This window comes from Streptomyces sp. NPDC041713 (assembly GCF_055591085.1).
In genome coordinates, this window is the sequence record NZ_JBVIZY010000009.1 from 198,879 (window position 1) to 212,351 (window position 13,473).

9 protein-coding genes are annotated in these 13,473 nt (G+C 71.9%); 6 read left to right on the forward strand and 3 right to left on the reverse strand.

What is annotated here, in order from left to right; genetic code table 11:
- The first annotated feature begins 159 nt into the window (after nt 1–159).
- Nucleotides 160–1,584, forward strand: coding sequence for a sugar porter family MFS transporter (locus tag ACZ6CV_RS26425; protein WP_469253154.1), 1,425 nt, complete (start codon nt 160–162; stop codon nt 1,582–1,584).
- Between the two features lie 57 nt (nt 1,585–1,641).
- Here the strand turns inward: ACZ6CV_RS26425 and ACZ6CV_RS26430 are convergent, their stop codons facing one another.
- The gene (locus ACZ6CV_RS26430; protein ID WP_469253155.1) at nt 1,642–2,625 is read right to left on the reverse strand and encodes an LLM class flavin-dependent oxidoreductase; all 984 of its coding nucleotides are present in this window, start codon (nt 2,623–2,625) and stop codon (nt 1,642–1,644) included.
- 117 nt (nt 2,626–2,742) lie between these two features.
- A complete protein-coding gene (locus ACZ6CV_RS26435; protein ID WP_469253156.1) occupies nt 2,743–4,191 on the reverse strand; it encodes a purine-cytosine permease family protein in 1,449 nt (482 codons plus the stop codon).
- A 354-nt stretch (nt 4,192–4,545) separates the two neighbouring features.
- Between ACZ6CV_RS26435 and ftsY the strand changes: the two genes are divergently transcribed.
- Nucleotides 4,546–5,769, forward strand: coding sequence for a signal recognition particle-docking protein FtsY (gene ftsY, locus ACZ6CV_RS26440; RefSeq protein ID WP_362374042.1), 1,224 nt, complete (start codon nt 4,546–4,548; stop codon nt 5,767–5,769).
- A 117-nt stretch (nt 5,770–5,886) separates the two neighbouring features.
- On the opposite strand, the gene ACZ6CV_RS26445 is transcribed toward ftsY, so the two are convergent.
- Nucleotides 5,887–6,582, reverse strand: coding sequence for a bifunctional DNA primase/polymerase (locus tag ACZ6CV_RS26445; RefSeq protein ID WP_469253157.1), 696 nt, complete (start codon nt 6,580–6,582; stop codon nt 5,887–5,889).
- Between the two features lie 422 nt (nt 6,583–7,004).
- On the opposite strand from ACZ6CV_RS26445, the gene nsdA reads away from it, so the two are divergent.
- The 4 genes from nsdA to ACZ6CV_RS26465 all read left to right on the forward strand — a co-directional run bounded on the left by nsdA (nt 7,005) and on the right by ACZ6CV_RS26465 (nt 13,077).
- Nucleotides 7,005–8,483, forward strand: coding sequence for a transcriptional repressor NsdA (gene nsdA / locus ACZ6CV_RS26450; protein ID WP_362374046.1), 1,479 nt, complete (start codon nt 7,005–7,007; stop codon nt 8,481–8,483).
- Between the two features lie 267 nt (nt 8,484–8,750).
- Nucleotides 8,751–10,136 (forward strand): ammonium transporter, encoded by a 1,386-nt coding sequence (locus ACZ6CV_RS26455; RefSeq protein WP_469253158.1) that lies wholly within the window; start codon nt 8,751–8,753, stop codon nt 10,134–10,136.
- On the forward strand, nt 10,133–10,471 hold the full coding sequence (locus ACZ6CV_RS26460) for a P-II family nitrogen regulator (RefSeq protein WP_362374050.1): 339 nt from the start codon (nt 10,133–10,135) through the stop codon (nt 10,469–10,471). Before ACZ6CV_RS26455 ends, ACZ6CV_RS26460 begins: the two co-directional genes overlap by 4 nt.
- A 104-nt stretch (nt 10,472–10,575) precedes the next feature.
- Nucleotides 10,576–13,077 (forward strand): [protein-PII] uridylyltransferase, encoded by a 2,502-nt coding sequence (locus ACZ6CV_RS26465; RefSeq protein WP_469253159.1) that lies wholly within the window; start codon nt 10,576–10,578, stop codon nt 13,075–13,077.
- The last annotated feature ends 396 nt before the right edge of the window (nt 13,078–13,473 follow it).

A 13,473-nucleotide genomic window follows, 5' to 3' on the forward strand; every position in this document is an offset into this window, starting at 1 on the left:
CATAAATTCACAGCAGTCCCCCTATTGACTTCGGAACTTGAAGGCATAGTCTCTGCAACGTTGCTTTTACCTTCAGGTGGTGGGCGGCGTGAAGTTGTGCGCCACTTGAAGAGCTCGCCCCCACCCCCGGCAACGCTGCCGGTGGCCCGAGGAGTACACGTGACCAGCACATCGCAGGCGCCTCAGTCCGGAGCCAGAGAGGCCCACCCGGACCATCTGGGACATGTCATCTTCATTACGGCGGCAGCCGCGATGGGTGGCTTCCTCTTCGGCTACGACAGTTCGGTGATCAACGGCGCGACCGTCGCGATCCAGCACCGTTTCGACGTCGACGCCAACGTGCTCGGCTGGATCATCGCGACCGCGCTGCTCGGCTGTGCCGTCGGTGCCGCGGTGGCCGGGCGCATCGCCGACCGCATCGGCCGCATCCGCTGCATGCAGATCGCCGCCGTGCTCTTCGCGGCCAGTGCCATCGGCTCGTCGCTGCCCTTCGCGGCCTGGGACCTCACGGTGTGGCGCCTCATCGGCGGCATCGGCATCGGCATGGCCTCGGTGATCGGCCCGGCGTACATCGCCGAGGTCGCACCGCCCGCCTACCGCGGCCGGCTCGCCTCCTTCCAGCAGGCGGCCATCGTCATCGGCATCGCCGTCTCCCAGCTGGTCAACTGGGGCATCCTGAACATGGCCGACGGCGACCAGCGCGGCAAGCTGGGCGGGCTCGAGGCCTGGCAGTGGATGCTCGGCGTCATGGTCATCCCGGCCCTCATCTACGGGCTGCTCTCCTTCATCATCCCGGAGTCGCCGCGCTTCCTGATCTCGGCGGGACGGCACGCCGAGGCCAAGAAGGTGCTCGGCGAGGTCGAGGGCACCACCATCGACCTGGACGCCCGCGTCGACGAGATCGAGCGGGGCCTGCACCGCGAGCACAAGCCGTCCTTCAAGGACCTGCTCGGCAAGGTCGGCTTCCTGCCGATCGTCTGGATCGGCATCGGGCTCTCGGTCTTCCAGCAGCTCGTCGGCATCAACGTGATCTTCTACTACTCGAACCAGCTGTGGCAGTCGATCGGCAAGGACCCGTCCAGCTCGTTCCTGTACTCGTTCGAGACGTCGATCGTGAACATCATCGGCACGGTCATCGCGATGATCTTCGTCGACCGCATCGGCCGCAAGCCGCTGGCGATCATCGGCTCCGCGGGCATGGCGCTCGCCCTGTTCACCATGGCGTGGGCGTTCTCGTACAAGACCGGCTCCGGCGACAGCGTCTCGCTGCCGAACGCGCAGGGTCTGACCGCGATCATCGCCGCCAACGCCTTCGTACTCTTCTTCGCCCTGTCCTGGGGTGTGGTCGTCTGGGTGCTGCTCGGCGAGATCTTCCCGAACCGGATCCGCGCCGCCGCGCTCGGTGTGGCCGCCTCCGCCCAGTGGCTCGCCAACTTCGCGATCACCAAGACCTTCCCGAGCATGTCCGAGTGGTCGCTGACCGGCTCGTACATCATCTACGGCGCGTTCGCCGCCATCTCGATCCCCTTCGTCATGAAGTTCGTCAAGGAGACGAAGGGCAAGGCCCTGGAGGAGATGGGCTAAACCCCCGCTGCCCCCTCCTCTTCAGGAAGCTGCCCCGGCCGACGGACCTGTGAGTTCTCACTTGTCCTTCAGCCGGGACAGTACGTTTTCGCAGAAGTGGTGCAGGCTGCGCCAGCCCTCGTCGACGGGCATGCCGCCGGAGAGCGGATGCAGGATGAGGCTGCTCGCGCCGTTCTGCGCGTACGTCACGCACTCGTCGGGCGTCAGGATGCGGTAGACGCCCTCGGTGCGCAGCTCGTCCACGGTCGTGGCCCCCGACTTCACCGCCGAGCGGATGTCCTTGGACTGCCAGGAGGCGTACGTGCGCGCCTCGTGCAGGAAGTGCTCACCGTGCTCGGCCCAGGTGCGGTCGGGGTCGTCGGCGATGTGCAGGAGCGGGGTCTCGGCGGCGGGCATCATCGTCCAGCCCTCGGTGCCGTGCTCGGCGAGCTGCGCGGTGTAGTACGCCTCGATGTCGGGCAGGTGCGCGCTCGGGAAGAACGGCAGGCCGAGCCGGGCCGCGCGGCGGGCCGCCGCCTTCGACGAGCCGCCGACCAGGAGCAGCGGGTGCGGCTGGGTGAAGGGGCGCGGCGTGACCCGCACCGTGCGGCCGCGGAAGTCGAAGGGCTCACCCGTCCAGGCCCGCAACAGGGTCTCCAGGAGTTCGTCCTGGAGCTTGCCGCGGCTCTTCCAGTCGACCCCCGCCTGTTCGTACTCCTCGGGCCGGTAGCCGATTCCCGCCACCGTGACCAGGCGTCCCGCGCTCAGCAGGTCCAGGACGGCGATGTCCTCGGCGAGCCGGAGCGGGTCGTGCAGCGGGCCGATCACCGCGGACACCGTCACCGCGATGCGCCGGGTCGCGCCGAAGACGGCGCCGGCGAAGGTGAACGGCGAGGAGATCCAGTTGTTCGGGGCGCCGTGGTGTTCCTCGGTCTGGACGGTGGAGATGCCGCGGTCGTCCGCGTAGGCGGCCATCTCCAGGGCGGCCCGGTAGCGCTCGCTGAGGGAGGCGGGCGTGGCCGCGGGATCGACGAGGTTGAACCGGACGACTGTGGCGGGCATGGGAACGTCCCCCTTCACCGGGCGCGGGCTGCGGCGAAGGGGGACGTTAGTTGACGTTGCGTCAGATGAATAGCCTTGTACGGGAGTTGGCTCGGCCCGTACGGGACGGGGCGCGGGTCAGGCGGAGACCAGCTCGGTGTCGTCGCCACCCGGGCCGACCGCGGCGTCCCGCTCGACCGGCGGGGTCTTCGGCAGGATCGCGTACAGCACGGCGGCGACGACGATCGTGGTCAGCCAGCCGAGGCCGTGGCGGCCGATCCAGGACGTGGCGAGCGGGCCGCTGAACCAGTCGACCTTGGTGAAGAGCAGGCCGACCACCAGGGCGACCGCCCACGCCGTCATGGCCTGCCAGGCGAAGCCGGCCTTGTACCAGTAGGCGCTGGTGCGCTTGGTGTCCATCAGCGCCTCGCCGTCGTACGTCGTACGGCGCAGCATGTCGATGCCGAAGACGCCGATCCAGGCGGAGAAGGCGACCGCGAGGAGGGTGAGGAAGGAGATGAACGAGCCCATGAAGCTCGTCGCCACGTTCATCAGGATGTAGCCGAAGATCAGGCTGATGACCGCGTTCACGCTGACCGCCCACGCGCGCGGGACCTTGATGCCGAGTGTCATGGCGGTGAAGCCCGCGGAGTACATCGACATCGAGTTGATCAGCAGCATGCCGATGAGGGCCATCAGCAGGTACGGCACCGCGATCCACATCGGCAGCAGCGCGCCGAGGAAGGAGACCGGGTCCTGCGCCGAGGACAGCTTCGGGTCGGAGACCGCCATGACCGCGCCCATCAGGACCATCGGGACCACGACGATGCCGGCGCCGCCGATGGCGTGGCCGATGAGCGGCTTGTTCGAGGCGGTGCGCGGGAGATAGCGGGTGAAGTCGGGGCCGGTGGGGACCCAGCTGATGCCGCCGGCAGCGATCGTGCCGACGCCCGCGACCATCATCGCGGTGGAGCCCGCGGGCTTGTCGAAGACGGCGGACCAGTCGGTCTCGGCGAGCAGATAGACGAGCACGAGCACGCTGAACGCGCCGAAGGCGTACGTCGACCAGGTGCTGCAGATGTGCAGGATCTTGCGGCCGAGGCCGCTGATCAGGAAGGTGCAGCTGACGAACCCGATCAGGGTCACCACGGTCAGCCAGGTGCTCGACTCCACGCCGAAGCAGATGTTCAGGACCGTGATGACCGCGTACGCGCCGGTCACCGCGTTGATCGTCTCCCAGCCCCAGCGGGCGATCCAGATCAGCGCGCCCGGGAAGAGGTTGCCACGCTGGCCGAAGACCGCGCGGGAGAGCGTCATGCCCGGGGAGCCGCCCCGCTTGCCCGCGATGGAGATCAGGCCGACCATGCCGTAGCTCAGCAGGGGCGAGACCAGTGCGACGACGAGGACCTGCCAGATGTTCAGGCCGGAGACGACCAGGCCCGCACCCATGGTGAGCAGCAGGACGCTGATGTTGGCCGCTACCCAGGTGGGGAAGAGCTCGCGGGTCCTGCCCGTGCGCTCGGCGTCCGGGACGGGCTCGAGGCCACGCGTCTCGAGGGCGCCTTCGGTTTCGGCGGTGGTGCTCATGGGGGTGGGTCCGTGCCTCTCGCTCGGATCGCAACGCTGCGGTCCGTCGGTGGGGGTGATCGCGATGGACTCTACGCGCGTTGATGCGGAGACCTCCATCGTACTTTAGTCCGAGTAGTGCCCTCGCTGGGCATATGTTCTTTGGAGGAAAGCACGGAAAGGGCTCCTTTTGGCGGGTCGGTGCTTCGCCGTTCGGCCGCCGCCGGACCGCCCGCGGCGCCGTGTGGAGCCGGGCCGAAGGGGTAGGGGGTCGAAGGTGTGGCGGGCCGCCGCGGCGCCACCTCGCCGTGCGCGTCCCGTCACCGTCCGCTCTTCTGCGAATCCCCGCCTTTCATGGCCGATACTGGACGGGTTATGGAAATCGTCATCCTTGCTGTAGTCATCGCCGTGGTCGTGATCGGCGCGCTCGGCGGGCTCGTGATCGGCAGCCGCAAGAAGAAGCAGCTGCCTCCGAAGTCCCCGTCCACCGCGCCCACCATCACCGCCCCTCCCGTCGAACCGAAGGTCGGCGAAGAGGCCGAGACGCCGCGCGACGAACCGCGCCGCACGATCGAGGAGGTGGAACTCCCGCTCGTCGAGCCCTCGGCCACGGCCCCGGTCGTCGTCGAGGAACCGGTCGTCGAGGAACCGGCCGCGCCGGAGCTCGAGACCCCCGAGCCCGCCGCGGGACGCATGGTCCGGCTGCGCACCCGGCTCTCCCGCTCGCAGAACGCGCTCGGCAAGGGACTGCTCACGCTGCTGTCCCGCGAGCACCTCGACGAGGACACCTGGGAGGAGATCGAGGACACGCTGCTGACCGCGGACGTCGGCGTCGCGCCCACCCAGGAGCTCGTCGAGCGGCTGCGCGAGCGCGTGCGCGTGCTCGGCACCCGCACCCCGGACGAGCTGCGCACGCTGCTCCGCGAGGAGCTCCTGACGCTCGTCGGCGCGGACCTCGACCGCACCGTGAAGACCGAGTCCGGCCTGGAGACGCCGGGCATCGTGATGGTCGTCGGGGTCAACGGCACCGGCAAGACCACCACCACCGGCAAGCTCGCGCGCGTCCTGGTCGCCGACGGCCGCTCGGTCGTCCTCGGCGCCGCCGACACCTTCCGCGCCGCCGCCGCCGACCAGCTGCAGACCTGGGGCGAGCGCGTCGGCGCCCGCACGGTCCGCGGCCCCGAGGCCGGCGACCCCGCGTCGATCGCCTTCGACGCGGTCAAGGAGGGCATCGCGGACGGCGCCGACGTCGTCCTCATCGACACCGCGGGCCGGCTGCACACCAAGACCGGCCTCATGGACGAGCTCGGCAAGGTCAAGCGGGTCGTCGAGAAGCACGCCCCGCTGGACGAGGTGCTGCTCGTCCTGGACGCCACCACCGGGCAGAACGGCCTGGTGCAGGCGCGGGTCTTCGCCGAGGTCGTCGACATCACCGGCATCGTCCTGACGAAGCTGGACGGCACCGCCAAGGGCGGCATCGTCGTCGCCGTCCAGCGGGAACTGGGCGTGCCGGTCAAGCTGGTGGGTCTCGGCGAGGGCGCGGACGACCTGGCGCCGTTCGAGCCGGAGGCGTTCGTCGACGCGCTCATCGGGGACTGACGCGTTCCCTGGGGGCCGAGGGGTTCGCCCTCCGTCCACGGCGTACGTACGCGCACGTCACGCAAAGGGCCTCCTCGCACGGTGCAGGTGCGGGGAGGCCCTTTGCTGTCCCGAGGGCTACGGGGCCGTGGTCCTGGGCCCGCCGTGGTCCTGGGCCGGCGACCGGTGCGCCACGTACGCCAGGGTGCCGAGCACGAGCCGGGCCTGCGGTGGGTGCGTCGCCGTGTCGAGCGCGGGGGCGCGGAGCCAGCGGACCGGGCCGAGGCCGCCGCGGTCGGACGGGGGCGCGGTGACGTGGGCGCCGGGGCCCAGGCCGTGCAGGTCAAGGGCGGCGTCGTCCCAGCCCATCCGGTAGAGCAGCTGGGGGAGTTCGGCCGCGGCGCCCGGCGCGACGAAGAACTGTGCCCGGCCGTCCGGAGTGACCGCCACCGGCCCGAGGGGAAGCCCCATCCGCTCCAGGCGGACCAGGGCGCGCCGCCCCGCCGCCTCCGCCACCTCGATCACGTCGAACGCGCGCCCGACCGGCAGCAGCACGGCGGCGCCGGGGAACTCCCCCCAGGCATCGGCGACCGCGTCGAGCGTGGCCCCGGCGGGGACCTCGGGGGCGAAGGACAGCGGGTGGGCGCCGGGGGCGGCGCAGTCGGCGGCCCCGCACGAGCAGACGCCGGCCAGCGCGCGGGCGCCGGGCACCACGTCCCAGCCCCACAGGCCGGTGTACTCCGCCACCGAGGTGCACTCCGAGGCGCGGCCGCGCCGCCGTGATCCGGTCCGGGGCCGGTCGGTTCCCCGGATGCCGCCGATCGTGAAGCCCATGCCCCCTCCAACGGGTCGAGCGCGTCGTGGTTACGTGACGGAATCGGATCGTGGCCCGTACTCCTGAAGACGGCGCTCGGTGGATTCACGGGTGGTGCGTCCGGTGTCGTGCGCCCCGGTGCACTCCGCTGCGCCCACTTTCGTTCGTCCTATGTCAAGTGAATCGCTTGTGGCGGCCCGGGAGTTCATTCGAAGGGGTGGCGAATGGTGGCGTTTCCGGGATCGCCCTCGCGGGAGGGGTGATCGTAGGATTACTTTCGGTACATGGCCCTGGGAGTTCGAGCACTCGTGGGTATGCCGGAGGCAAGTCGGTTTCCTGTTCGACGGGTGACATTCTCCGGACGGACCGCCGCGGGACGCGGCATTCTGTTAGGGCTTGGCGTGGACAACGCACAAGTGGCTTGAGGGATGGGGGCGTTCCAGTGGGCGGCAACGGCGGAGGCGGCGCGAACGCTGAGAAGCGCCCGAACGAGATGCTCACGTCCTGGTTCGTGCGCAGCGGCTGGTCGAAGGGCGAGCTGGCGCGACAAGTGAACCGCAGGGCGCGGCAGTTGGGCGCGCACCACATTTCCACGGACACCTCACGGGTGCGCCGCTGGCTGGACGGCGAGAATCCGCGCGAGCCGATCCCCCGCATCCTTTCCGAGCTGTTCTCCGAGCGGTTCGGCTGCGTCGTCGCCGTCGAGGACCTGGGCCTGCGCGCCGCGCACCGCACCCCCGCCTCCTCCGGCGTCGACCTGCCCTGGACCGGACCGCAGACGGTCGCGCTGATGAGCGAGTTCTCGCGCAGCGACCTGATGCTCGCCCGCCGCGGCTTCCTCGGCACCTCGCTCGCGCTCTCCGCGGGGCCCGCCCTCATCGAGCCGATGCAGCGCTGGCTGGTCCCCTCTCAGTCCACCTCGCCGCCCTCGGAGGCCGAGACCGCCTCCGCCCAGCGCCGCCCGTCCCGGCTCTCCAAGCCCGAGCTCGACCTGCTCGAGTCCACCACGGTGATGTTCCGCCAGTGGGACGCCCAGTGCGGGGGCGGGCTCCGGCGCAAGGCCGTCGTCGGGCAGCTGCACGAGGTGACGGACCTGCTCCAGGAGCCCCAGCCCGAGTCCACCTCCCGGCGCCTGTTCAAGGTCGCGGGCGAACTGGCCGAGCTGGCCGGCTGGATGAGTTACGACGTGGGCCTGCAGCCCACCGCCCAGAAGTACTTCGTCCTCGCCCTGCACGCCGCGAAGGAGGCCGGTGAGAAGCCCCTCGGGTCGTACATCCTCTCCAGCATGAGCCGCCAGATGATCCACCTCGGCCGGCCCGACGACGCGCTCGAACTCGTCCACCTCGCGCAGTACGGCAGCCGGGACTGCGCCAGCCCGCGCACCCAGGCCATGCTGTATGCGATGGAGGCCAGGGCGTACGCCAGCATGGGCCAGCCCGGCAAGTGCAAGCGGGCCGTGCGGATGGCCGAGGACTCCTTCGCCGACGCCGAGGACTTCGGCGGCCCCGAGCCGGACTGGATCCGCTTCTTCTCCGAGGCCGAGCTGAACGGCGAGAACGCCCACTCGTACCGCGACCTGGCCTATGTGGCGGGCCGCAGCCCGACGTACGCCTCGCTCGCCGAACCCGTCATGGACCGCGCGGTGGAGCTCTTCGAGCGCGACGACGAGCACCAGCGTTCGTACGCGCTCAACCTCATCGGCATGGCCACCGTGCACCTGCTCCAGCGCGAGCCCGAGCAGAGCACGGTCCTCGCCGGGCGGGCCCTCGACATCGCCAAGAAGGTACGCTCCGAGCGGGTCAACACCCGCCTGCGCAAGACCGTCGACACGGCCGTCCGGGACTTCGGGGACGTCGCCGAGGTCGTGGAGATCACCGAACGGCTCGCCATCGAGATGCCGGAGACCGCGGAGGCGGGCTGACCACCGGCACGACCGGCCCCGGCCGCGGCAGGACCATCCCGAACAGCCCGACTCGGCTCCCCCATGCCAGGTCAGCCGGATGGCCGCCGCGGCCGGTTCTCGTGCCCCGCGCGCGGGTGACATCCGCACCCGCCGCGACCCGGCAGTTCATGGCCGCGTAACACGCACGACCTCTTCGTCACTGGGGCGAAACACCGAGGGGCGCCCGCCGAAACGGCACTGGGCCAGTCTCTGGCGCACAACCGGCCCCACAGCGAGGAGACGCCGATGCCCCCAGGCATCACGATCGCCGCAGACGCCCCCGAGCTGTCTGCCGCCAACACCGGCTTCATGCTCATCTGCTCCGCCCTGGTGATGCTCATGACGCCGGGACTCGCCTTCTTCTACGGAGGCATGGTCCGCGTCAAGAGCACCCTGAACATGCTGATGATGAGCTTCATCAGCCTGGGGATCGTCACCATCCTCTGGGTGCTGTACGGCTTCTCCGTCGCGTTCGGCACCGACCACGGCAGCCTCGTCGGCTGGGACGGCGACTACGTGGGGCTCAGCGGCCTCGGCATCAACCAGCTCTGGGACGGCTACACCATCCCCGTCTACGTCTTCGCCGTCTTCCAGCTGATGTTCGCCGTCATCACCCCGGCGCTGATCAGCGGCGCCCTCGCGGACCGCGTGAAGTTCTCGGCCTGGGCGCTGTTCATCGCCCTGTGGGCCACCGTCGTGTACTTCCCCGTCGCGCACTGGGTGTGGGGCGCGGGCGGCTGGGCCTTCGAGCTGGGCGTCATCGACTTCGCGGGCGGCACGGCCGTGCACATCAACGCCGGTGCCGCGGCGCTCGGCGTGATCCTCGTCATCGGCAAGCGCGTCGGCTTCAAGAAGGACCCGATGCGGCCGCACTCGCTGCCGCTCGTGATGCTCGGCGCGGCCCTGCTGTGGTTCGGCTGGTTCGGCTTCAACGCCGGCTCGTGGCTCGGCAACGACGACGGCGTCGGCGCGCTCATGTTCGTCAACACCCAGGTCGCCACCGCCGCCGCCATGCTCGCCTGGCTCGTCTACGAGAAGCTCCGGCACGGCGCGTGCACCACGCTGGGCGCCGCCTCCGGCGCCGTCGCCGGGCTCGTCGCCATCACCCCGTCCGGCGGCTCCTGCTCGCCGCTCGGCGCCATCGCCATCGGCGCGATCGCCGGACTGCTGTGCGCCCTGGCCGTCGGGCTCAAGTTCAGGTTCGGATACGACGACTCCCTCGACGTCGTCGGCGTCCACCTGGTCGGCGGCATCGCCGGATCCGTCCTCGTCGGCTTCTTCGCCACCGGCGGCGGACAGTCGAAGGCGCAGGGCCTCTTCTACGGGGGCGGGCTCGACCAGCTGTGGAAGCAGCTCGCGGGGGTCGGCGCGGTCCTCGCGTACTCCCTGATCGCCTCCGCGGTGCTCGCCCTGCTCATCGACAAGACCATCGGGATGCGGGTCGCCGAGGACGACGAGGTCACCGGCATCGACCAGGTCGAACACGCCGAGACGGCCTACGACTTCAGCGGGGCCGGCGGCGGAACGGCCGGGCGCACGGCGGTGCCCGCCCCGCTCACGGACGGCGCCGGGGGCCGCGGCGGCACGGGAACGCAGGCCCAGGGCCACAAGAACAAGAAGGTGGACGCATGAAGCTCATCACCGCGGTGGTCAAGCCGCACCGGCTCGACGAGATCAAGGAGGCGCTGCAGGCCTTCGGCGTCCACGGCCTGACCGTCACCGAGGCCAGCGGCTACGGACGCCAGCGCGGCCACACCGAGGTCTACCGGGGCGCCGAGTACACCGTCGACCTCGTGCCGAAGATCCGCATCGAGGTCCTCGTCGAGGACGACGACGCCGAACAGCTCCTGGAAGTCGTGGTGAAGTCCGCCCGCACCGGAAAGATCGGGGACGGCAAGGTGTGGAGCGTGCCGGTCGACACGGCCGTCCGGGTGCGCACGGGGGAGCGCGGGCCCGACGCGCTGTGAGGCGCGGACGCCGGTGAGACCGGGCGGCGGTACGAGACCGGGGGCCGGGGGCGGATCGGGGCGGGACGGAACGGAACGGTGCGGGACCGAACGGGAGCTGCTGGGTGACGAGTGTGGACGTATCGACCGAGACGACACCGGAGGACTCCGGACCCGGCGGCTACGCGGCGGCCCGGCTGCGGCTCCTGCAGGAGGAGTCGCGGCCCGGGCCGCCGCGCCGTGCCGCGCTCGCCGGCCTCACCGACGCGTGGCTGGCCGGGCTCTTCCGGGCCGGCGGCCCCGCGGGCGTACCGCGCGGCGCAGCGCTCGTCGCGGTGGGCGGTTACGGACGGAGCGAGCTGTCGCCCCGCAGCGACCTCGACCTGCTCCTGCTGCACGACGGCACGGCGGACGGCGCGGAGGTCGCGGCGCTCGCCGACCGCCTCTGGTACCCGGTCTGGGACCTCGGGATCGCCCTCGACCACTCCGTGCGGACGCCCGCGGAGGCCAGGAAGACCGCGGGCGAGGACCTCAAGGTGCACCTCGGGCTCCTCGACGCCCGCCACATCGCCGGGGACCCGGAGCTGACCGCCGCGCTGCGCACGGACGTGCTCGCCGACTGGCGCAACCAGGCGGTGCGGCGCCTGCCCGAACTGCGCGAACTGTGCGAGGAACGGGCCGAGCGGCAGGGCGAGTTGAGCCATCTCCTCGAACCCGACCTCAAGGAGGCCAGGGGCGGACTGCGCGACGCCACCGCGCTGCGGGCCGTGGCCGCGTCCTGGCTCGCCGACGCGCCCCGCGAGGGCCTCGCCGACGCCCGCCGGCAGCTCCTCGACGTACGGGACGCGCTGCACCTGGCGACCGGCCGGGCCACCGACCGGCTCGCCCTCCAGGAGCAGGACCAGGTCGCCGCCGAACTGGGGCTGCTCGACGCCGACACGCTGCTGCGCCAGGTGTACGAGGCGGCGCGCGTCGTCGCGTACGCCGGTGACGTCACCTGGCGCGAGGTCGGTCGCGTGCTGCGGGCGCGGTCCGGTCGGCCACGGCTGCGGGCCATGCTCGGGGGCCGGGCCGGGGGCGGCGTACGGCGCGGCGGCGACGCGGGGGCCGAGCGGTCGCCGCTGGCCGAAGGGGTCGTCGAACAGGAAGGTGAGGCGGTGCTCGCCCGCGCCGCCCGTCCCGAGCGGGACCCGGTCCTGCCGCTGCGGGCCGCCGCGGCCGCCGCGCAGGCCGGCCTTCCGCTGTCCCTGCACGCCGTGCGCCGGCTGGCCGCCGCGGCGCGGCCGCTGCCCGTGCCGTGGCCCGCGGAGGCGCGCGAGCAGCTCGTGACGCTGCTCGGCGCGGGGCGGCCGACCGTACCGGTGTGGGAGGCGCTGGAGGCCGAGGGGCTGATCACGCGGCTGCTGCCGGACTGGGAGCGGGTGCGGTGCCGGCCGCAGCGCAACGCCGTCCACACGTGGACGGTCGACCGCCACCTCGTGGAGACGGCGGTACGGGCCGCCGACCTCACCCGGCGGGTGGGGCGGCCCGACCTGCTGCTGGTGGCCGCGCTGCTGCACGACATCGGGAAGGGGTGGCCCGGGGACCACTCCGTGGCCGGGGAGACCATCGCGCGGGACGTCGCGGCGCGGATCGGCTTCGACGCGGGCGATGTGGCGGTCCTCGCGTGTCTGGTCCGGCACCACCTCCTCCTGGTGGAGACGGCGACCCGGCGCGACCTCGACGATCCGGCGACGGTACGGGGCGTCGCCGAGGCGGTGGGCTGCGTCGGGACGCTGGAGCTGTTGCACGCGCTGACCGAGGCGGACGCGCTGGCCACCGGGCCCGCGGCGTGGTCGGCGTGGCGGGGTGCGCTGGTCGCGGATCTGGTGCGGCGGGTGGCGGGGGCGCTGAGTGGGGACGCGCCGGTGGAGGGGGAGTCGGAGCGGGAGGAGGCGGCGCCGACGGCGGAACAGGAGCGGCTGGTGGTGGAGGCGTTCCGGACGGGTGGGCCGGTGGTGGGGCTGCGGACGGAGGACGACGCCGAGGCCGGGGCCGAGCCGCTGGGGGTGGAGCTGACGGTGGCCGTGCGGGATCGGCCGGGGGTGCTGGCGGCGGTGGCCGGGGTGCTGGCGATGCATCGGTTGACGGTGCGGGCGGCGGAGTTGCGGGAGGTGGGGGTGCCGGTCCCGGTGCCGGGGGCGTCGGGGGAGGCTTCCTCGGTCTTGCTGCTCAGCTGGCGGGTGGCGGCGGAGTACGGGTCGCTGCCGCAGGCGACGCGGGTGCGGGCGGATCTGGCGCGGGCGTTGGACGGGTCCTTCGACATCGAGGCGCGGCTGGCGGAACGGGAGGCGGCATACCCACGCCGCCGCGGAACGGTGGCGCCGCCGGCGCGGGTGACGGTGGCACGCACGGGATCGCGGGCCGCGACGGTGATCGAGGTACGGGCCCGGGACGTACCGGGACTCCTCCACCGGATCGGCCGGGCGTTGGAGGGGGCGGGGGTACGGGTACGGAGCGCGCATGTGTCGACGCTGGGGGCGAACGCGGTGGACGCGTTCTACGTGACGGGGTTGGACGGGGCGCCGTTGACGGGGGAGCGGGCGGTGGGGGTGGCTAGGGAGGTGGAGGGGGTGTTGCGGGGGTAGGGGGGCGGCGGTTGTGGGGGCGTGGGGGCTTGGGGGCTTGGGTCTGCGCGTTCTGCTCGTCTGGGGTGCGGGCGCGCGGGGGCTTGGGCCTGCGCCTACTGCTCGTCGTTGGGTGCGGGGCCGCGGGGGTATGTGCGTACTCGCCATCCACTGTTCGCCACGCCTCACGAACAACGGGGCTATTGCTGGCTCGGTGCTCCGTGCGCACATACCCCCACGTCCCCTCCCGAGCGTTTGCGGGTGCGGCCCCGGCGGGCGGTGCACGCCCTTGACCTCAACTCCCACCGCAGGTAGGGGGACACACCTGCCGCCACACGCCACGGGCACACACCCACGGCCGCCGTACATGGTGGGGCGCCCCCACCCGGACTCCGGCGGCACGCGCGGGGCAGACCC